Genomic DNA, 20179 nt, shown 5'->3' with positions numbered 1-20179 from the left:
TACAGAACTTGATAGAAATATCAGGTATCGACTTCGCATGTGCATTTGGAAACACTGGAAAACTCCACAGAACAGAGCGAAGAACTTGGTAAAGCTAGGAATACCCAAATGGGCGGCATATAGAACCGCCTATAACGGAAAAGCGATTGCAAGCGTATGCTCAAAGACAGATGTGCAGAGAGCAATAAGCCCGAAAAGGCTTAAGCAATTTGGACTTATCTCAATGTTAGATTACTACACCGAGAGGTGTGTCACTTGTTAAGTTGATTGAACCGCCGTGTACGGAACCGTACGCACGGTGGTGTGAGAGGTCGAAAATGTCTCTATAATGAGACATTTTCTCCTACTCGATTCCAAATAGGGCTTTAAAAAATTTTTTTATCTTTTTTGAAAAAATCGTGAAGACATTTTTATGATACACTCGTTATATGTAATGAGAGATGAAAAAAGCACGAAGGGAGGTGGAAAAAATAGAGGCGAATGAAAACTTAATACGCTGGATGGGTGAGTACAAGAACCTGATTTTTTCCATCTGTCTGAGAATGACCGGTGACTATTTTACCGCGGAGGACATTGCTCAGGAAACCTTCCTCTCAGCATATATGCACATGGACAAGTTTGATGGGAATAATGAAAAGGCCTGGCTTTGCAGGATCGCAGCCAATAAGTGCACTGATTACCTAAGGAGCGCAGCTGCAAAATCGGTACCGACGGCAGAGGACGAGATGCCGACTGCAGCACAAAGCGCCTACGTGGCTGCCAGCGAAGCGGCTAATAATCCGGCAGATATTTATGAAACAGAAGATGTAATGAATACTTTTACCCGGTGTTGCGAAGAGCTTCCGGAAGCCTATAGTGACATAGCGCTGCAACACTTTATCAGAGGACGGACAGCAAAGGAGATCGCCGAAGAAAAGGGCGACAATCTTAAAACTATACAGACAAGGATCTTCAGGGCAAAAGAAATGCTGAAGAAAACTTGTAGAAAGGAGTGGCTGGAAGCATGAATGAAGAATTCGAATATTTAAGCGATGAAGAATTACAAAAGCTAATAGATGAAACTGAAAGCGCAGGACTGCTCCAGGCGCCTCCGGATTTTGAAGCATCTGTAATGAAAAGAATTAACCAGGATGAATCAAAAACCAGTGAAGAAAGTAACAACACAATTTCATTTGAGGAAAAGAAAAAGCAATATGCAAGATTCAGGTTTCAGGTTTGTATGGCGATGGCCGCTGCGATTCTGTTTTTACTGGTGGCACCGTTCTTAGCTGCCAATGAAAACTTCGTTGCAATAAAGGAAGCGGCAGCAACAACCCAGCTTGAAAAGAAAAATGACAATACAAAATACATATCTAATATTTTTGGAAGCCACGTTATAAGCGACACTATTTCCAATACAGGTTTTAATATGGAGGACTAAAAAATGAGACCACAGCAGAAAAGAGGATTATTTAATTTTTTATGCGCATTCATGCCCGGCGCTTCAGAGATGAATATGGGCTTTATGAAAATGGGACTGAGCATCATGGCGGTGTTCGTGATTTCCTTCGGACTTATTCCGCTTCTTAGCCTTAACGATATTTTCATGGTAGTACCTATGATCATGTGGTTTTATGGATTTTTCCATGCGAGAAATCTTACACATTCAGCCCCGGAAGTATTCGCATCCTTAAAGGACGATTTCTTCTGGAATGAGCTGGTTACCGGCAAGGCAATCAATATCAAGTCAGAGACTCTCCGCAAGTGCGGCGCATGGGCTCTTATAGTTATGGGCGTACTCATGCTCTGGAACATCGTATGGGATCCGATCTCAGATTATCTGCAGTATCTTATGTATGAGCAGGAGCACGGCAGAATCGCAGGATACATTTATCAGCTTGTTTATTCATTCCCTAAGTGTGTGGTTGGTGCACTTATCATCGTGATCGGTGTGAAGCTTATTTTAGGAAAAAAGCAGCAGCTCTACATAACCGACACTTCATCAAACCCTATTCTTATAGCGGATGATAAAAAGGAGGAGAAAAATGCCTGATAATATCACAGCAAGTGCTGTTAACAAGGAAGTTCTGCTCTCGCAAGGTTCGACGGAACACGCTCGCACTAGCTTCGATAATACCTCAGCAAGTGCTGTTAACAAAGAAGTTCTGCTCTCGCGAAGCTCGCCAGAACACGCTCGCACTAGCTTCGACAATACCTCAGCAAGTGCTGTTAAAAAGGAAGTTCTGCTCTCGCGAAGCTCGCCAGAACACGCTCGCACTAGCTTCGATAAAACCTCAGCAAGTGCTCGCAGCCATCGCGTCGGAACTATAACTACCGGGTTATGCTTTATCGGATTTGGCGTTGCTTTTCTGCTTCATACCACACTTGGCATGTTTTCCTATGAAAATATCCTCTCTGTATGGCCGCTGATCCTCATATCCCTTGGAATAGAAGTTCTCGCTGCCAGCAAGTTCTGTAAGACCTTTGTTTATGACAAGGCAGGCGCATTCATGATGATCATGATGGGATTTTTCTCCATGAGCATGGCCTTCGCAGATATATGCTTAAAGCACGCAGAAGTATTTTGGTAAAAAGATATCCTCATCCCGTTTTTCTTAAAAAGGAAGAATGGGATGAGGATTTTGCTTTTGTTGGGACACTTCTATCTGCGCATTGTGTATCGCTGGTTTCTTTTCTTTAGGGTAGTATACTTTTCCGTACCAGGTACATACAAACTGCGTAGTTGATATATTTTTTATACCACATATAATGTAAGTATCAACTAAGAAAAGCAGTTTACTATCAACAAAGATAGAGAAAGGCGCCACAAAGGCGAGACGGTGATATATATGGAATACAAATTTACAAGTGAGAATTTTGATGCAGAGGTTGTAAACAGCGAGGTTCCGGTACTGGTTGATTTCTATGCAAACTGGTGCGGCCCCTGCAAGATGATGGGACCTGTTGTCGATGAGCTTGCAAAGGAATATGACGGCAGGATCAAGGTTGGCAAGGTAAATATTGATGAGGAACCTCAGCTCGCTCAGAAGTATGGAGTAATGAGCATTCCCTATTTCGCATTCATTAAAAACGGTAAGATAGTTGATGATGAGCTCGGTGCAGTTCCCAAGGCAAGACTTGAGAGCAAAATACAGAGTATTGCGTAAGTTTAATTGTTTGGCATATCAATTTTTTGTATAATTATCTATGTAGAATTGGTAAGCTTGAAAAAAGTTTTATGAGAGGAGACCATGATGACCAAAACGGTTTTCATAACCGGTGCAACCTCCGGAATCGGAAGAGAGTTTGCTAAAGCTTACGCATCCAAAGGATACAGGCTTATCCTGACAGGAAGGCGTACTGACAGACTAAACGATATACGTGGTAAGATTGGGGACAATTGCAGAATTATAACGACTGACCTTTCGGGGGAGGAGGACTGCAAGAAGCTCCTTCAAGAAATTGATGATGAGCATATAGATATTTTCATAAATAATGCAGGCTTTGGAACCGCCGGAACCTTTCTGGAGACGGATCTTGATAAAGAGATTTCCATGGTGAAGGTCAATGATATAGCCATGCATATTCTGTTTAAGGGTATTCTTGCAAAGATGAACAAGCAGGGTAAGGGCACCATCCTTAACGTTGCTTCATCAGCAGGGCTTCTTCCTGCCGGCCCCTACATGGCAACCTACTACGCCTCCAAGGCTTATGTAGTGTCTTTGACAAAGGCAGTTGCCAGGGAACTGAAGGAAAAGGGCAGCCCTGTGTACGTCTGCTGCCTCTGCCCCGGACCTGTGGATACAGAGTTTAACAGTAATGCTGACGTAACCTTTGCACTAAAGGGAATCTCAGCAAGGCAGTGCGTCCGCGAGTGCCTAAGGGAAATGAATAAGAGAAAAACAGTGATAGTACCTACTCTTCGAATGAAGCTTGCCGTGGCCTTCCAGCGCTTTGTGCCTGACAGTATTTTGGTGAGCATGGTGGGACATCAGCAGAAAAAGAAGATATATGCGGAGTGATATGATTTAAGCTGGTTAGCTGTATTTGGGAATCTCTTGAAACATATATTGTTGTTGATGTTTCCAGATGGGCTCTAGGGTTTGGGGTTATTTCCACGGGGTATTTCCGCGGGTTATTTCCAGGTTGCTTCCAGAGGGGCTTTCTGGTGGCGGTAAGTCTGAAAGTGAGATTGCGCGTAAGTAGACGTAATCGAAATTTATTTTTGAAGAGGCCGTTACGCCGGGAATAAGATTGGACATTAAATTGACGCAACGGAGGACCGGAGAGAAGAGAGGCTGTTACGCCGGTAATAGTGTTGGGCTCTAAATAGACGTAACGGCGGATGGAAGTGGAGAGAAGCTGTTACACCGGTTTTAAGAATGGCCTAGGAATTGACGCAACGGAAATCGGAAGTGAAGAATAACCGTTACGTCAGAATAGAGAATAGCAATAGGATAGACTTAAAGGCTTTTGATAATTCATATTTTTAGTAAGTCAGAAAAGTATATATAGCTCCAATAGACGTAACACAGTCCACAGATATGAAATAGCAAGTCAACCGGGAAAAAGAATAATCAGATGATAGACGTAACGTGCAAGAGAGACTTAAACAACAAGTCAGTCTGTAAAGGGAGATAATACAGATAGACTTAATTCAATAACACAAATGAGGAATAGAGCATGAAAACACTTTACATAGAATGCAAAATGGGAGTTGCGGGAGACATGTTATCGGCGGCGCTTCTGGAGCTTTGCGATAACAGGGATGAGATGCTGGGAAAGCTTGCAGGACTTGGGATTCCCGGAGTGACTTTCTCGCTTGATAAGACAGAGAAGTGTGGGATCATGGGAAGCCATCTTACAGTCAAGGTAAATGGTGAGGAAGAGATAAGTGAGGATGTGGAGCATCACCATCATGAGGAAGCTCCGCACTCGCATGGCTCGCCGGAACATCATCACCATGATCACAAGGAAGTTCCGTTCTCGCAAGGCTCGACGGAACACGTTCACACTAGCCTCGAAGAAACCTCGGCAAGTGTTCACAGCCACCACAGCCATCGCCACCTCTCAGACATCGAGCATATTGTGAGCTCCCTGAACACAACCGCCGAAGTTAAAAAGGACATCATGAATGTCTACAAGCTTATTGCTGAAGCTGAGAGCACTGTTCACGGAACAACAGTATCAGAGGTGCATTTCCATGAAGTTGGCAGCATGGATGCAGTTGCGGATATATCTGCAACCTGCCTTATCATGAATGGGCTTGCACCTGGAAAAATAATCGCTTCGCCCATAAATGTGGGAAGCGGTCAGGTGAAGTGCGCCCATGGAATTCTTCCGGTGCCGACGCCTGCGACAGCGCTTCTTCTTAAGGGGATTCCCTTCTATAGTTCAGACGTAAAGGGTGAGCTGTGCACTCCCACAGGAGCGGCTCTCATTAAATATTTTGCCAAGGAATTCGGGGCTCAGCCTGCTATGAACATTGACGCAATCGGCTATGGTATGGGCAAAAAAGACTTTCCTCAGGCTAACTGCGTAAGGACATTCTATGGAACAGGCATAAATTCAGATGCAGATAAAACAGGAACAGCTTCAGATTCTGACCTCACAGACACCATTTCAGAGCTTGTCTGCAATCTTGATGATATGACACCCGAGGCCATCGGCTTTGCAACAGAGCGCCTCATGGAGGAGGGAGCCCTTGATGTGTTTACGACCTCCATTGGCATGAAGAAGAACCGCCCGGGTACAATGCTGACAGTACTCTGCAGAGAAAATGAGAAGGACAGCTTTGTCAGGAAAATCTTCAAATACACAACAACTATCGGGGTTCGTGAGAATATCTGCAAGCGCTATATTTTAAAGCGTGAAGAGGATACCATCACCACACCTGATGGAGATATAAGGGTAAAAAAGGTGAGCGGCTATGGCGTAAGCCGGGAAAAGCAGGAATACGAGGACCGCGCTAAAATAGCCAGAAAGAATGACACGGCATTATAAATGATGCACGAACCAGAAAAGCAATAATCTATTGGATACTGCATCAAAATATTTAAAAGTAAGTAATACCTATGAGTGAAAAAAACGTAAGCTACGAACAATTTGAATACACCGCAGAAGCGCCCTTTCAGATTCTGAATGTCTACTACAATAGCAACATGTCTGAGGGCGCTGAAAAGCTTGAGCACCACTGGCACTCTGAGCTGGAGCTGACCCATATACTTAAGGGGGATAAGACTGTTCACGTGGTGGACGGGCAGAAGATAAACGACACCTGCGGGAAGACGATAATAGTTAATTCGGACAGTATCCACAACATTATTGCAGATTACTCTGATATTGAGCTTGGTGATGTTGCGGCTACGGTCCTTATTATTTCCAGGACTTTTCTTAAGGAAACACTTCCGCGATATGAAGAGATGTACTTTATTCCGGACAGTAAAAATGGCAGCGAAGAAATTGGCAGCATCATGAAAAGGCTGACAAAATATGGCAATGACATCGATGGCAATCCGCGGATGGAAGAATATGATTACCTGTTTGTGAAGGGCCTGGTTTACGAGCTCCTTCACTGCCTTATGAAATACCGGCTTGCCTGGAGAAGAGATGAGTTCCCTATCAACAAGGCCAAGAATTTTGAGCGCATAAAGGGTGCGATTTCTTACATCGAGAATCACTATGATGAACCGCTTTCTCAGGAAGAAATAGCAAAAAAGTTCTACTTTTCCAGCGGCTATTTTTCAAGATGCTTTCATAATGCAATGAACATGACCTTCGTGGAGTACGTATCAAAGTGCAGAGTTCATCAGGCAAGATTCCTTTTAATAAGCACGGATAAGTCAGTTTTGGAAATTGCTCTGGAGTGCGGATTTTCCGACAGCAGACGCTTTATTTTGAGCTTCAAAAAAAGGAATATGGAATTACGCCGTTACAGTATAGAAAAACTGAGCAATCACATTCTAATGTCAAAAAACGGTAATTTTTAAGACCGAATTAGCAAAGAAAAAGACACCACCTATTTTATATAATCCTACTTGTCCCAAAGAGGACAGGACGTTATGAAATTTTTAGGAGGTGTCTTTTTAAAATGGAAGGTAGATCAAAAAAACTATCATTTTGGGAAAAAGTTTCTTATGGTATGGGTGACTGCGGAGCGAATGTTGTAGTAGCAATGTGCTCAACATTCCTTACCGCTTATTACACAGATACAGTAGGTATCGCTGCAGCAGCGATCGGAACAATGATGCTGCTTGCGAGAGTGTTCGATGGTGTTACAGACATTCTCATGGGAACAATTGTTGATAAGACAAAGACCAGATGGGGTAAGGCTCGTCCGTGGCTTCTCTGGACAGCACCTTTTATGGGATTGTCACTGGTACTTCTCTTTAATGTTCCGGCAGGAATGAGCGATAGCGGCAAGCTTATCTGGGCTTATCTTACATACATTTTCCAGAGCTGCATCGTTTACACAGCTAACAACCTGCCTTACAATGCTCTTCTTTCCCGTATGACTCTTGACGTTCAGGACAGAGGAAGCACAGCAGCAATGAGATTCGTAATGACACAGATCACAACACTTATCATCAACGCTGTTACATCAAAACTTCTTGAGTCAACAGGATGGTTCAAGCTTTCAGTAATCTATGCGATTATCGCATGCGCACTCTGCATCGTAAGCTTCCTTGGATGTAAGGAGCACATCGGTGAGAACGAGGCAACAGGTGAAGTTAAGGTTGATACAGTTCCTCTTAAGGATGCTTTCGGAGCACTTCTTAAGAACAGATATTTCTTCATCCAGAGTCTTCTGTTCCTTTTCCTCTATGTTGGAGTTGTAAGCACAGGAACAATGACATTCTACTTCTGCGATAACATTCTTGGTAACATCGGAGTTATCACACTTACATCAATGGCAACAACAATTCCTGCCATGATCGTAAACCTTATTCTTCCCGGACTTATCGCTAAGTTTGGTAAGTGGAAGATGATGATCGGTGGATGTGTTCTTATGATACTCGGTTCAATCGTTGTAGGCGCTGCAGGCGCAAGCATCCCGCTTGTTATGACAGGTCTTGTAATCAAGGGTATCGGTATGGGACCCATCATGAGTGGTATCTTTGCTATGACAGCTGACGTTGTTGACTACGGTGAATGGAAAACAGGAATCCGTTCAGAGGGTCTTGTAAACAGCTGCACATCCTTCGGTATGAAGGTTGGTATCGGTGTTGGTTCAGCACTTGGAACATGGATCATCGCATTCGGTGGATACGACGGCATGGCTGAGGTTCAGACACAGACTGCACTTAACAGCATCAGATTTGGATTTGGTTACAACGGCGCTATCATCGGTGCTATCTGCCTTGTTCTTTGCATAATGATGAACATCGACAAGTACATCGAGGATATCCAGAGAGATCTTGAAGCTAAGAGAATCAAATAAGAAATAAAAAGTAATTACAAATATCGCTAACTCTAACGCGGTTTTATAGAAAAATGGGAGGGTTACAAAATGTCAGAATTATCAGATATGATAAGAAAAATGTTCAAGGAGGGTGATGATATCCGCGATGCGGGTCTCACCACTCCTGAAGATATAAAGCGCTTTGACGACATTGTTTACGGAAGTGATGAAAATTGGCAGGTTTTGGATGTATATCGTCCGAAAAATGCAGAGGGTAAGCTCCCTGTCATCATCAGCGTTCACGGCGGCGGCTGGGTTTACGGCGACAAGGAGCGCTACCAGTTTTACTGCATGAGTCTTGCACAGCGCGGCTTTGCAGTTGTTAACTTCACTTACAGACTTGCACCGGAATTCAAGTTCCCGTCATCCTTGGAGGATACAAACCTTGTAGCTGAATTTGTCATGAAAAATGCAGAGGAGTACGGCTTCGATACAGAGAATATCTTTGCTGTAGGAGATTCAGCAGGTGCTCATCTTTTAGGACTGTATTCAGGCTTCCTTACAAACAAGGAATATGCTAATAAGTATGAGTTCAAGGCACCTGAGGGCTTTTCACTAAAAGCTGTTGCCCTTAACTGTGGCGTATCCAGAATTACTTCTGATGATAAGGAGTCCCAGGACTTCCAGCTTATGAAGGAGCTCCTTCCCGGAGGTGCAACAGACGAAGAGATTGAAAACATCTCAGTTGTTAACTTTATCACCCATGATTATCCTGCAACCTTTGTTATGACTGCAGATGGTGATTTCCTCAAGGATAAACAGCTTCCCCTTGTGGCTAAGCTCATGGAGTGCAATGTTCCTAACGTATTCAGATACTACTATGTTCCCGGCGACCAGCCCTTGGGACATGTTTTCCACTGCAATATGAAGCTCGATGAAGCTGCAAGATGCAACGACGAGGAATGCAATTTCTTTAAATCATTTATCAGATAATGACCGAATCCTGGCTGAAAGGCCGGGGATTTTTTGGTGTTATTTGCCGATTTTTTTAGATTTATTTAATCGAATTTCCGTTATATTTTTGCTAACATTTTCGTAACAGGAGGACTTTGGCCTTGAAAAGAAAATGGAAGGTGTGGCGGGGATTTTATCTGCTGTCACTTATTTTTATACTCCTAATTACATATACAGGCTGCGCGGGAGATGATAATAAAGAAATCACGTCCCTTGAGCAGCTGTGTGACCCCGGAAGAAAAATCGGTGTGAGCCTTAACTGCCCTGAGGAAAAGCAGATGAAGGAGGATTTTCCCGAGGCAGAGATAATAGTATATACCGATATTCAGATTGGCTATAAGGACGTGGCAACCGGCCGCATTGATGCTTATGTGGCTTCAAAGGTACAGATGAGGACTGCAATAAAGCATGGCACGCAGGGTGTGCGCCTTTTGGATGCCGTTTATGCCGGGAATCCGGTAGCAGTCGGCATATCTCCCAAGTGTGCTATTCCTGATTTTAAGGAAAAACTGGACAGTTTTATTGATGAACTCAAGACCGATGGAACAATTGATGATATGCGAAAAAGGTGGGTGGAGGATGACAACTACACCATGCCGGATATTCCTGAGGCACAGGAACCTTCTACGCATCTGAGAGTTGCTACAGTTGGTACATTGGAACCATATTCATATTATGAGGGTAATGAGTTAACCGGACTGGATATAGAGCTGGCTAAAAGATTCGCATATTGGCTTAATGCTGATCTGGAGTTCAAAGTATATGACTTTAGCGGCATTATAGCGGCAGCACAGAGTGGAGATGCAGATTGCGTTATGGCTAATCTCTACTATGATGCTGAGCGTGCGGAGGCGATTCCGTTTTCTGAGGTCCTCTTTGATGAGGAGGTAGCTGTTATGGTAAGGGATGATGCCTCAGGGGCTGGGCCGGTCAGCTTAACGGGATTGTGGAAATCATTAAAATTCAGCTTTGAAAGAACCTTTATACGTGAAGACCGCTGGCTGCTTTTTGTGAATGGAATTATCACTACGCTACTTATAACAGTTTTGTCTGTTGCTTTGGGGACAATACTGGGGCTTGTCATGTATATTAAAAATATAATTTAATAATATAGCAGGGCTGTGAAAATTATTGTTCACAGTCCTATATTTTTGCCTACGAAATGGTTTGAGTAAATAGGGCAGAACATTTATAATGGACAAGTGGCCTTAATGTCCGCTAAGGCCGCCAAAAAGTTCAGCTTGCAGAGATTTTACTTAAATAAAATGAAAGGAAATAAAACAGATGAAAGCAAAGTTTTCAACATACCTTGAGAGCCTCGCTCCCAGCCTTAAAAAGCTGATTGATGAGCTCTCAAAGGATTATGATTATGTAAGTATACTTGCCAGTGATTCCAAGGGTTTTGGCATTCAGGCATCACAGAAGAGCAAGACCATAACCGGTGAAAATATGACAACCGAGAGAGGCTGCGTTGTAAGAGTATATAAGGATGGCCTTTACAGCGAGTACTCCTTTAATAAGCCTGAGTCAGACATCAGTGCACAGGCAGCAAAATTGAAGAGCATTCTCGACGATCAGCTTGCAATTATAAAAAGAACCTCAACAGAGGTTTTCGATACAGCAAAGCTTGATGACGAGCCCTGCGAGCTTTTTGTTGAGATGGAGACAGATATCCTTCCTAAGGATGTAGACCTTGGCGCACTTATGGTGAAGCTCCAGAGCTACAGCGACAAAGCAATGGCTATGAAGGATTACATGATCGACGCTCCTGCTTCCGCTAAGTCAACCCATGTGTGCAAGATGTTCCTTACCAAGAACCGCGACATGCGTCAGAGCTACGTTTACACAGAGGGAACCATCCTTGCGATCGGAGCAAAGAACGGCAGAAATACCATGACAATCGAGGGTGTTTCAGGTCGTACCGGTGCCGGAATCTTAGACGGCCTTGAGGAGAAGATCGAAGTGGCTGTAAACGCAGTAGGTGATATGCTTGATGCTTCACCCGTTGTGCCCGGAGAATACGAGATCATCACAAGCCCTGAGGTTACAGGACTTATTGCTCACGAGGCCTTTGGTCACGGCGTTGAGATGGATATGTTTGTAAAGGGAAGAGCTCTCGGCGCAGAGTATATCGACAAGCGCGTGGGTTCAGATCTTGTTTCCATGCACGAGGGTGCAAACTGCGTTGTTGACGTTGCAAGCTATGCCTTCGATGATGAGGGAACTCTGGCAGGAGATGTTACTGAGATCGACCACGGTATCTTAAAGACCGGTGTATGCGACGCTCTTGCTGCGCTTCGCCTTGGCACCAAGCCTACAGGTAACGGTAAGCGTGAGAACTTTGAGCACAAGGTTTACACCAGAATGACTAATACAATGTTTGACAGCGGCAGCGACTCCAAGGAGGATATGATCGCTTCGGTGAAGAAGGGCTATTACCTTGAGGGTATGTTCTCAGGTATGGAGGATCCCAAGCACTGGGGTATTCAGTGTATTGTGGCAAGAGGACGTGAGATCATTGATGGCAAGTTCACAGGAAAAGTGGTTGCGCCCGTGGTTATGACAGGCTATGTACCGGACCTTCTTGGCTCAATTTCCATGGTCAGCACCGACCGCGAATCCTTCGGAAACGGCGGCTGCGGAAAGGGACACAAGGAATGGGTTAAGGTTTCCGACGGTGGTCCGTACCTGAAGGCAGTTGCAAGACTCGGTTAAGTATTTTATAAAGCCTTCCCCCTTAGGGGGCGCACGATGTCCAGTGGACATCGGTTTTGCGCGAACCGAAGCGGAGCGAAGACAGGTGCCCGAAGGGCGGATGAGGGGAATACACATAAAGGTGGGTAATTGAGATGATAGAAAAACTACTAAATATACTCAAAGCCTCAAACGCAGATGGCTTTGAAATTACAGACACAACAACACTGGCATACGAATTCTATTTCATAAAGCACAGGCTGGATCAGAACAGAGTAAGAGACGTCCAGCACATTAACGTCAAGGTTTACAAGAAGCTTGATGATGGCAAGATGCTTGGAAGTGCATCAGGTGAAATTTATCCTACACTCACAGAGGATGAGATTAAGGATGAGGTCGATAAGCTTATATCAAGAGCTGAGAACGTTAAGAATCCGTTCTATGAACTTAATAAGCCTGCAGACTTTTATATATCCAAAAATGAGAAGGTGGATGTTTCAAAAATCGCCGAGAACTTTGTAGAAGCTATGAAGTCCGTACCTGAGACAGATACTGAGTACATCAACTCCTACGAAATTTTTGCTGAGAAAAATATAAGACACTTCATTAATTCGGAAGGCATTGATATCACCTTCGAATATCCTTCATCGATGGTGGAGGTTGTTGTTAATGCAAGAGAGGGTGAGCACGAGATTGAGCTGTATCGCCTTTATAAAGCAGGAAGCTGCGACGGCGAAAACCTTAAGAAGGAGATTGCAGAGGTTCTTAAGTATGGTAAGGACAAGCTCATCGCTAAGCCCACACCCAAGCTTGGTAAGGCAGCAGTTGTATTCCCCACAAGCGATGCGGTTCAGATTTACAGCTGGTTTGTTGAGAAGTGCAACGCAGGCTTCATCTACAGTAAGTACTCTGACTGGGAAATCGGAAAAGATATTGCATCTAATGCAAAGGGTGACAAGGTGACACTTTGCTCTGTAAAGAACCTTCCCAATTCATCAAGGAACTTTGATGTGGACGACGAGGGTGCGCCTATCTATGACATGACAGTAATCGAAAACAATGTGCCCAAGACCTTCTTTGGCGGACGAAGATTCAGATATTATCTTGGAATCAAGGATTCATATCTTGCCTGCAATTTTGATGTGACAGGCGGAAGCAAGACCTCTGAAGAGATTAGAGATGGCAAGTATCTTGAGGTTGTTGAGTTTTCCGATTTTGAAGTTGATCCCATCTCAGGCGATATCGCCGGTGAGATCAGACTTGGCTATTATCACGACGGAGACAAGGTGACACCTGTAAGCGGTGGTTCTATCTCCGGTTGCATGACTGATTTTGTAAAAGAGATGTATATGTCCAAAGAAAAGCGCCAGTACGACAATTTCTACATCCCTGCGCTCACAAGGCTTGAGAATGTCAGCGTTACAGGAGCTGAATAATAGAACATGATAAATCTTTTCATCAGCGAATAAAAAGAGTAAAATGGTTCTATATTTTTTTATATAGAGGGGTTGTAGGGTATGAGCAATAAAGCACTTGAAAACTACTCAGTGGAAGAAGTTTTGGGGCTCCTTCAGGATAGTTATGATGCTGTTGTTTTGGTAGATTCCAAAGAACACAGATACAGATCGCTCAGACGCAAAGGCGTTTTTGAAACTTACATTGACGAATATGGTGATTATCATGAACTTATTCAGAAGCTATGGTTTCATTTATATGACACTAATCAAGAGATAACGGATGACTACAAGGCGTTTATTTCTTTTTATGATGAATACGAAGGAAAATACAGCAGAAGATTTAAAATCGTAGGCGGTGAGAATAACAAACCTTATACCGGTCAGATGACGGTCTATCCGTTGAAGGATGAGAAGAAGTATATTTTTGTCCTGAATGTGTTGGATGATATCACAACCGTTGATGATCTTATGACAGACAAAAAGGTTCATACGATCCAGAATACATTTCTGTTTTCAATGTACGTGGATCTGGTGAGAGATACTACCAACAGTATTAGTATTACGGAAATATCCGAGGATACAGTTAATTACAACATAAAGTACAGTCAGTGGCGTTCCATGGTCGTTGGAATGATCTGGCCGGAGGACAGGGAGCAGTTCCTTCAGCTGACTGATCCTGAATATTTGAAGAAAAATCTGGCTCCCGGACGTACCACCACCTTTGATTGTCAGATGAAGAACCTCGAGGGAGTTTATATCTGGGTAAAGCTGATCTTCAGCAGAACAAAAACCACCATGCCGGATGATTTCCGTTTCGTATTCATGGTTCAGAATATTCATGAACATGCGCTGGAGATTATGTCTACTCTGAAGGTCTATGAAAATCGTGCGATCACTGATGCGCTGACAGGACTTTACAACTACGGCGGCATTAAGACCGAGATGCTCAATGCTATCGACATGTTCAATAAGGATAGCGTGCCTGTGTCTCTTATCATGCTTGATCTGGATTTCTTTAAAAACGTTAATGATACCTACGGACATTCTGCAGGAGATAAGACGCTTAAGGCTTTTGCGGATATTCTTATTGAAACCGCAAAGGGCAAGAGGGCTTCTGTAGGCCGCTGGGGCGGTGAGGAATTCCTTATCGTCTGCTCTGAGAAGACTCTTGAAGAGCTCAGCCCCTGTGCAGAGGAGCTTAGGAAAAATGTGGAAGAGACTGATTTTCCTGAGGTTGGACATCTCACCTGCTCTATCGGTGTCACACAGATAAAAGAGGGGGATTCCTTCGACGACGCATTTAAGCGTGTGGACAAAGCTCTGTACGAGTCAAAGAACAACGGTAGAAACAGAGTTACAGTTTTATAAATTCATAATGAATCGAGTAGGCTGACTCCTACTCGATTTCGCACACGAACATTCCGCACTTCGTGCTCCATGTTCTTACAACCGGCAAATGAATTTGTATGCAAGCATCCATTCGCTTGCCGGTCTTGTGCAACAAATAAAAAAAGTTTCCTCAAATTGTTTTGGGGAAACTTTTTGCTTTATATAGGATTTACTTAACGAAGTAGTGTCTTCCGAGCCATCTGGACAACCCGTCCAGACCCGGATATACGATACGCTCTGAGATATTCTGGTGGTCAAGCATATCGCGGATCTGCCATCGAAGCTCCTTGTCGATTATGTATTTGTAAGTGTTTTTTGTGTTTTTATCAAGGAAGCCTTCTATATCATTCATGTCGCTTGGAATGACTGAGAAGAAGGAATACTGGTTAACTATGCGCCTGTCCACGGAAGGCGGCTCAATGATGACCATTGACCTGTCGCCCATGTCTGAGTCGTACATCTCAAGGCTTGCGCAGACATCCTGCATCATGTCCACTGAGAATACGGTGTTACTAAGGCGCTCGCTTTCCTTTTTATATTTCTCAGGTAAAAGATCGTGGATCTCATGTATATCAATTCGCCACACAGCGCTGTCGTGCTGTGACATCTGATTCATATCGAACTCGGAGGTTGAAAAGTGGAGTGCGATAAGCGGCGAGTAGGACCAGTCAAGGAGTCTTGTGGGAAGTCCGTGGTGCTGCCCGAATATCATCTGCCTCCACACGGAACGCTCGATGGAGGGCTCCTCAAGGGCGGCGTATTTGGTGAAGTTTCTTAAGATACAGGGCTCCAGTGCTTTTCGCATATCCTTGCAATTACGCATGAGACTTGTCACAAGCTTAAATTCTGAGTTTGGCTGACCTCTGTAGACGAAGAGATTCCTGTATCTCCCGAGGTCGCTACGAAAATCCTGTTCCGAAATCATTGAGAAAAGTGAGCTCATATCACTGATTTTTACCGTGTTTATCATATAGAAGCCCTCCATATATTAATCATATACATTAAGCGGCAGCGTTACAATTATGAAAGAATAAAAGAAAAATAAAGCATTGATACCTTTTTGAATGGTATAATTTATATGTTGTTTCTATATAATGATTACAAAATGAGGGGTGTGATTATATGGCTACAGTTTCTTGTGTTAAAACAAAAGATTTTGAAATGGATTACTGCAAGTTTGGACATGGTGAGAGGATTTTTGCAATAATCCCGGGACTCAGTGTGCAGAGCGTTATGAGCGCTGCCACAGCCATTGAGGACAGCTATAAGACCATATCGGATCAGTTCACAACCTATGTATTTGATAGAAGAAAAGAGGTTCCGGAGGATTATTCCATAGAGGATATGGCCAGGGATACTGCAAAAGCCATGAAGGAGCTTGGACTTAAGGATACATATCTCTTCGGGGCTTCCCAGGGTGGAATGATATCTATGGTCATCGCAATGGAATATCCTGAGCTTGTAAAAAAGCTAGCGCTCGGCTCAACCTCATCCCAGATTCATCCCGAGCAGCGCAAGGTTATAGATAAATGGATAAGCCTTGCTGAAGCCGGAGATAAAGAGGGGCTCTACCAGGAATTTGGAAAAGAGATATATCCGCCCGCTGTTTACGAGCAGTTTAAGGACTATTTTTCAGAAGTAAGTAAGACCGTCACTGACGCGGAGCTTAAAAAGTTCATAATCCTTGCAAAAAGCATTCCGAAGTTTAATGTGACAGACGGACTTAAAAAGATAAATTGTCCTGTGCTTGCTCTTGGAGTTTATGAGGACTCCGTTCTTGATGCCGACGCCACTATGGAAATAGCTCAGGAACTTGACGAAAGACCTGATTTCAAGCTCTACATGTACATTGGCTACGGTCATGCGGCCTTTGACACGGCACCTGATTACAAGCAGAGAGTGCTGGATTTTTACCTTGAAGGAGAATGATTTATGAAAAATGGCGGCGCCGCACTTGTATTTTTGCCGCTGTCCATTTATCATGTTTGAGATGTATCTTTTGTGGTATTCTAATAAAGATATTTTGGCTTATATTTAAAAGCCTTTGCTTATGGGGGAAATATGGCAAAGAACTTTGGTCAGGAACTTAAGATGACACAGACAGGATTCCTTACTTCCAAGTCCGGGAAAACCTTTATCAGGATTTACTTTTCCCGCCGCAGGACACTCACTGAGGATGATACTGCGGAAGGTATTATTCCGGGCTACAAGATTCTGAAATCCGACGGATTTGAGGAAGAGGAGATTGCTGCACTTGAGTTTTACATCAAGCACAACCGTGAGGAGATCGTGAAAAGAGCGAAGGTTCTTTCAAATCCCTTGAATTGGCTGTGAAGACTTGGTGAGGTATTTTCGAACCTGGTCTGAACGTGTTCTGGCGAGCGGTAGCGAGAGCAGAACTTCCTTATCAACAAGAAAAAAGAAAGAGGTATGTAATGGCACTTATCAAAAAGCCCGTAACAGGCATGAAGGATATTCTCCCTGAAGAGATGAAACTTAGAGACTACGTGATTGGAATTATCAAGGATACCTATGCGGGATTCGGTTTTACTTCAATAGATACTCCCTGCGTTGAGTCACTTGCTAACCTTAACAGCAAGCAGGGCGGTGAGAACGAGAAGCTTATTTTCAAGATCATGAAAAGAGGAGAGAAGCTTAAGCTCGAGAGCGCTAAGGAGGAGAACGACCTCACTGATTCAGGACTTCGCTATGACCTGACAGTTCCGCTCGTAAGATATTATTCAAATCACCAGAATGAGCTTCCTTCACCCTTCAAGGCACTTCAGATGGGCTATGTATGGAGAGCTGACAGACCTCAGAAGGGCAGATATCGCCAGTTCATGCAGTGCGACATCGATATTCTTGGTGAGCCCACTAACCTTGCAGAGATAGAGCTTATCCTTGCAACCACAACTACACTTGGAAGACTTGGCTTTAAGGGCTTCCAGATCAGAATAAATGAGAGACGTATGCTCAAGGCTATGGCTGCCTACAGCGGATTCCCGGAGGAGAGCTATGATTCAGTTTTCATAACTCTTGATAAGATGGATAAGATCGGCTTAGAGGGCGTTGCTGAGGAGCTTGAAAAGGACGGCTTTGCCAAGGAGAGCATCGATAAGTACCTCAACCTGTTCAAGAACGTAGAGGGTAAGGGCGCTATCGACGGAATCAGATTCCTTGCTGAGGAGCTTGGTGAGTTCCTTGACGCTGACGTTAAGAGCAATCTTGAGGAGATCATCTCCAGCGTTGATGCTACTAAGAGTGCGGAGTTTGAGCTTGTATTTGATCCCACACTTGTTCGTGGAATGTCATATTATACAGGAACTATTTTTGAGGTTGCTATGCCTCAGTACGGCGGAAGCTGCGGTGGCGGCGGACGCTACGACAAGATGGTTGGTAAGTTCACAGGTCAGGACACACCTGCATGTGGATTCTCCATCGGCTTTGAGCGTATCATCATGATCATGATGGACGAGGGCTTCCAGATTCCCGATGAAAAGGCCAAGGTAGCCTTCCTTGTTGAAAAGGGTATCGGCGGAGAGCAGCTTTCAGAGATCATCGCTGAGGCTCAGAAGGAAAGAGCAGACGGCAGACAGGTTCTTGTTGTCCGCATGAATAAGAACAAGAAATTCCAGAAGGAGCAGCTCACAACTCAGGGCTACACAGAATTCAAGGATTTCTATAAGACTGAATTAAAACACTGATTTATTCTTCCACAATGGAAGGCTGATGCAATTCAAGCCTTCTCCCTCTGGGGCGCACGACGTCCAGTGGACGTCGGTTCTGCGCGGACCGAAGCGGAGCGGAGACAGGTGTCAGCGAAGCTGACGGATGAGGGTATCATTATTTAAAATGAGAAAGAACAAAAGTTACGAGATAGACATGACTAAGGGGGCTCTTCTTCCGAAGATTCTCCTTTTTTCCATTCCACTTATTTTATCAAGTGTGATGCAGCTTCTCTTTAATGCGGCTGATATCGTGGTTGTCGGCCAGTTTTCAGGAGACCAGACACTTGGTGCCAACTGCGTTGCAGCTATCGGCTCAACGGGTTCGGTAATAAACATGCTCCTTAGCGTGTTCATGGGGCTGTCTGTGGGAGTTAACGTTCTTGCAGCCAGATACTATGCTGCAAGACAGCAAAAGGAACTTGAAGAAACAGTTCATACTACAGTTGCCCTGGCGCTTATCGGTGGCGTTATCATTGCGATAATAGGCCTGGTCGCTGCCAGACCTATTCTGGAGCTCATGGGATCTCCGGAGGAGGTCATCGGTCTGTCAACAACGTATATGAAGATATATTTTATCGGAATGCCGGTAACAATGCTCTATAATTTTGGAGCAGCGGTACTTCGCGCAGCAGGTGATACCAGAAGACCTCTGTATTATCTGATGAACGCCGGTGTTATAAATGTGATTCTGAATCTTATCTTTGTTATAGGATTTCAGATGAACGTTGCAGGTGTTGCTCTTGCAACCATCATTTCACAGGCAGTATCTGCATTTTTGATAGTAAAGGCTCTTGTTAATACAAATGAGATATATAAGCTTGATATTAAGAAGGTCAGAGTAAATGCTGATAAAGCAAAGAGAATCATCAGGGTGGGGCTTCCCGCAGGACTTCAGGGAACCATCTTTTCATTCTCAAATGTGCTTATCCAGTCATCCATAAACGAATTCGGTTCTGTGGCAATGGCAGGAAGCGCAGCAGCTGCCAATATCGAGGGCTTTGTTTACATGGCTATGAACGCTGTTTATCAGGCCTGCGTATCCTTTACAAGCCAGAACGTGGGAGCCAATAAGCCTGACAGAATCGGCAAGGTTCTTAGAACCTGTCTGGCGGTGGTGTTCGTTGTAGGCGCTGCCATGGGTAATCTGTTCTACTTTTTTGGAAGTCAGCTTGTTGGAATTTACACCAAGGAGCCCGCGACAATTCAGTACGGCGTTCAGCGTATGGCTGTAATCTGCACGGTTTATTTTCTGTGCGGCTTCATGGATGTTATCTGCGGAAGTCTCAGGGGAATGGGATATTCTACAGTACCTATGATCGTATCCATAATCGGTGCCTGCGGACTTAGAATAGTCTGGATCCTGACAGTGTTCAGACTTTATCATAACCTTACGGTTTTGTTTATTTCATACCCGGTGACCTGGTTCATCACGGCCTCGGCTCACCTCATAAGCTATTTTATTATAAAGAAAAAGGTCGTCTCCAAAATGGGCGGCGGAAAGGCAGTAACTGCATAAA

At 44.1% G+C, this 20179-nt stretch carries 19 protein-coding genes and 1 pseudogene; 19 read left to right on the top strand and 1 reads right to left on the bottom strand.

Annotated elements, in window-relative coordinates:
• The 15 genes and pseudogenes from G601_RS27300 to G601_RS0106865 all read left to right on the top strand — a co-directional run.
• Positions 1-262, top strand: a pseudogene (locus G601_RS27300) (group II intron reverse transcriptase/maturase); the annotation flags it as partial.
• 178 nt (positions 263-440) lie between these two features.
• Positions 441-1007, top strand: coding sequence for an RNA polymerase sigma factor (locus G601_RS0106930; RefSeq protein WP_026664930.1), 567 nt, complete (start codon positions 441-443; stop codon positions 1005-1007).
• A complete protein-coding gene (locus G601_RS0106925) occupies positions 1004-1420 on the top strand; it encodes a hypothetical protein (protein WP_026492823.1) in 417 nt (138 codons plus the stop codon). The genes G601_RS0106930 and G601_RS0106925 overlap by 4 nt, the downstream gene beginning before the upstream one ends.
• A gap of 3 nt (positions 1421-1423) precedes the next feature.
• The gene (locus G601_RS0106920) at positions 1424-2032 is read left to right on the top strand and encodes a hypothetical protein (protein ID WP_026664929.1); all 609 of its coding nucleotides are present in this window, start codon (positions 1424-1426) and stop codon (positions 2030-2032) included.
• The gene (locus G601_RS24830) at positions 2025-2570 is read left to right on the top strand and encodes a LiaF transmembrane domain-containing protein (protein ID WP_051205653.1); all 546 of its coding nucleotides are present in this window, start codon (positions 2025-2027) and stop codon (positions 2568-2570) included. The genes G601_RS0106920 and G601_RS24830 overlap by 8 nt, the downstream gene beginning before the upstream one ends.
• 258 nt (positions 2571-2828) lie before the next feature.
• Positions 2829-3146: a thioredoxin gene (trxA, locus tag G601_RS0106910; protein WP_026492821.1), complete on the top strand. Its 318-nt coding sequence runs from the start codon at positions 2829-2831 to the stop codon at positions 3144-3146.
• 84 nt (positions 3147-3230) lie between these two features.
• Entirely contained in the window at positions 3231-4001 is a 771-nt protein-coding gene (locus G601_RS0106905; RefSeq protein ID WP_330368813.1) for an SDR family NAD(P)-dependent oxidoreductase, read from the top strand.
• Positions 4002-4662: 661 nt separating this feature from the next.
• Entirely contained in the window at positions 4663-5982 is a 1320-nt protein-coding gene (gene larC / locus G601_RS0106900; RefSeq protein ID WP_026664927.1) for a nickel pincer cofactor biosynthesis protein LarC, read from the top strand.
• Positions 5983-6053: 71 nt separating this feature from the next.
• Positions 6054-6968 (top strand): AraC family transcriptional regulator, encoded by a 915-nt coding sequence (locus G601_RS22275; RefSeq protein ID WP_051205652.1) that lies wholly within the window; start codon positions 6054-6056, stop codon positions 6966-6968.
• A 101-nt stretch (positions 6969-7069) separates the two neighbouring features.
• A complete protein-coding gene (locus G601_RS0106890; RefSeq protein WP_026664926.1) occupies positions 7070-8419 on the top strand; it encodes an MFS transporter in 1350 nt (449 codons plus the stop codon).
• Between the two features lie 69 nt (positions 8420-8488).
• Entirely contained in the window at positions 8489-9373 is an 885-nt protein-coding gene (locus G601_RS0106885; protein WP_026664925.1) for an alpha/beta hydrolase, read from the top strand.
• Positions 9374-9495: 122 nt separating this feature from the next.
• Positions 9496-10500, top strand: a complete 1005-nt coding sequence (locus tag G601_RS0106880) for a substrate-binding periplasmic protein (protein WP_026664924.1) — start codon at positions 9496-9498, stop codon at positions 10498-10500.
• A gap of 178 nt (positions 10501-10678) precedes the next feature.
• Positions 10679-12109 (top strand): TldD/PmbA family protein, encoded by a 1431-nt coding sequence (locus tag G601_RS0106875; RefSeq protein ID WP_026664923.1) that lies wholly within the window; start codon positions 10679-10681, stop codon positions 12107-12109.
• 134 nt (positions 12110-12243) lie between these two features.
• Positions 12244-13524, top strand: coding sequence for a metallopeptidase TldD-related protein (locus G601_RS0106870; RefSeq protein WP_026664922.1), 1281 nt, complete (start codon positions 12244-12246; stop codon positions 13522-13524).
• Positions 13525-13605: 81 nt separating this feature from the next.
• On the top strand, positions 13606-14913 hold the full coding sequence (locus G601_RS0106865; protein WP_026664921.1) for a GGDEF domain-containing protein: 1308 nt from the start codon (positions 13606-13608) through the stop codon (positions 14911-14913).
• Between the two features lie 190 nt (positions 14914-15103).
• On the opposite strand, the gene G601_RS0106860 is transcribed toward G601_RS0106865, so the two are convergent.
• Positions 15104-15904, bottom strand: coding sequence for an FRG domain-containing protein (locus G601_RS0106860; RefSeq protein ID WP_026664920.1), 801 nt, complete (start codon positions 15902-15904; stop codon positions 15104-15106).
• Positions 15905-16056: 152 nt separating this feature from the next.
• On the opposite strand from G601_RS0106860, the gene G601_RS0106855 reads away from it, so the two are divergent.
• From G601_RS0106855 to G601_RS0106840, 4 genes are all read left to right on the top strand, one after another.
• Positions 16057-16863 (top strand): alpha/beta fold hydrolase, encoded by an 807-nt coding sequence (locus G601_RS0106855; protein WP_026664919.1) that lies wholly within the window; start codon positions 16057-16059, stop codon positions 16861-16863.
• Positions 16864-16995: 132 nt separating this feature from the next.
• The gene (locus G601_RS0106850; RefSeq protein ID WP_026492810.1) at positions 16996-17268 is read left to right on the top strand and encodes a hypothetical protein; all 273 of its coding nucleotides are present in this window, start codon (positions 16996-16998) and stop codon (positions 17266-17268) included.
• Between the two features lie 101 nt (positions 17269-17369).
• Positions 17370-18638: a histidine--tRNA ligase gene (hisS, locus tag G601_RS0106845; RefSeq protein WP_026664918.1), complete on the top strand. Its 1269-nt coding sequence runs from the start codon at positions 17370-17372 to the stop codon at positions 18636-18638.
• A gap of 148 nt (positions 18639-18786) precedes the next feature.
• Positions 18787-20178: an MATE family efflux transporter gene (locus tag G601_RS0106840; protein ID WP_026664917.1), complete on the top strand. Its 1392-nt coding sequence runs from the start codon at positions 18787-18789 to the stop codon at positions 20176-20178.
• The last annotated feature ends 1 nt before the right edge of the window (position 20179 follow it).

Origin of the sequence: Butyrivibrio sp. FC2001 (assembly GCF_000424125.1) — a bacterium.
Taxonomy (GTDB): domain Bacteria; phylum Bacillota; class Clostridia; order Lachnospirales; family Lachnospiraceae; genus Butyrivibrio.
The sequence above is the reverse complement of the archived record's forward strand: the minus strand, read 5'-3'. Positions and strand labels throughout refer to the sequence as shown.

Bases quoted from the DNA above. Each gene is read 5' to 3' on its own strand.
- G601_RS0106930 (WP_026664930.1), top strand. From the start codon at position 441: ATGAAAAAAGCACGAAGGGAGGTGGAAAAAATAGAGGCGAATGAAAAC.
- G601_RS0106925 (WP_026492823.1), top strand. From the start codon at position 1,004: ATGAATGAAGAATTCGAATATTTAAGCGATGAAGAATTACAAAAGCTA.
- G601_RS0106920 (WP_026664929.1), top strand. From the start codon at position 1,424: ATGAGACCACAGCAGAAAAGAGGATTATTTAATTTTTTATGCGCATTC.
- G601_RS24830 (WP_051205653.1), top strand. From the start codon at position 2,025: ATGCCTGATAATATCACAGCAAGTGCTGTTAACAAGGAAGTTCTGCTC.
- trxA (WP_026492821.1), top strand. From the start codon at position 2,829: ATGGAATACAAATTTACAAGTGAGAATTTTGATGCAGAGGTTGTAAAC.
- G601_RS0106905 (WP_330368813.1), top strand. From the start codon at position 3,231: ATGATGACCAAAACGGTTTTCATAACCGGTGCAACCTCCGGAATCGGA.
- larC (WP_026664927.1), top strand. From the start codon at position 4,663: ATGAAAACACTTTACATAGAATGCAAAATGGGAGTTGCGGGAGACATG.
- G601_RS22275 (WP_051205652.1), top strand. From the start codon at position 6,054: ATGAGTGAAAAAAACGTAAGCTACGAACAATTTGAATACACCGCAGAA.
- G601_RS0106890 (WP_026664926.1), top strand. From the start codon at position 7,070: ATGGAAGGTAGATCAAAAAAACTATCATTTTGGGAAAAAGTTTCTTAT.
- G601_RS0106885 (WP_026664925.1), top strand. From the start codon at position 8,489: ATGTCAGAATTATCAGATATGATAAGAAAAATGTTCAAGGAGGGTGAT.
- G601_RS0106875 (WP_026664923.1), top strand. From the start codon at position 10,679: ATGAAAGCAAAGTTTTCAACATACCTTGAGAGCCTCGCTCCCAGCCTT.
- G601_RS0106870 (WP_026664922.1), top strand. From the start codon at position 12,244: ATGATAGAAAAACTACTAAATATACTCAAAGCCTCAAACGCAGATGGC.
- G601_RS0106865 (WP_026664921.1), top strand. From the start codon at position 13,606: ATGAGCAATAAAGCACTTGAAAACTACTCAGTGGAAGAAGTTTTGGGG.
- G601_RS0106860 (WP_026664920.1), bottom strand. From the start codon at position 15,904: ATGATAAACACGGTAAAAATCAGTGATATGAGCTCACTTTTCTCAATG.
- G601_RS0106855 (WP_026664919.1), top strand. From the start codon at position 16,057: ATGGCTACAGTTTCTTGTGTTAAAACAAAAGATTTTGAAATGGATTAC.
- G601_RS0106850 (WP_026492810.1), top strand. From the start codon at position 16,996: ATGGCAAAGAACTTTGGTCAGGAACTTAAGATGACACAGACAGGATTC.
- hisS (WP_026664918.1), top strand. From the start codon at position 17,370: ATGGCACTTATCAAAAAGCCCGTAACAGGCATGAAGGATATTCTCCCT.
- G601_RS0106840 (WP_026664917.1), top strand. From the start codon at position 18,787: ATGAGAAAGAACAAAAGTTACGAGATAGACATGACTAAGGGGGCTCTT.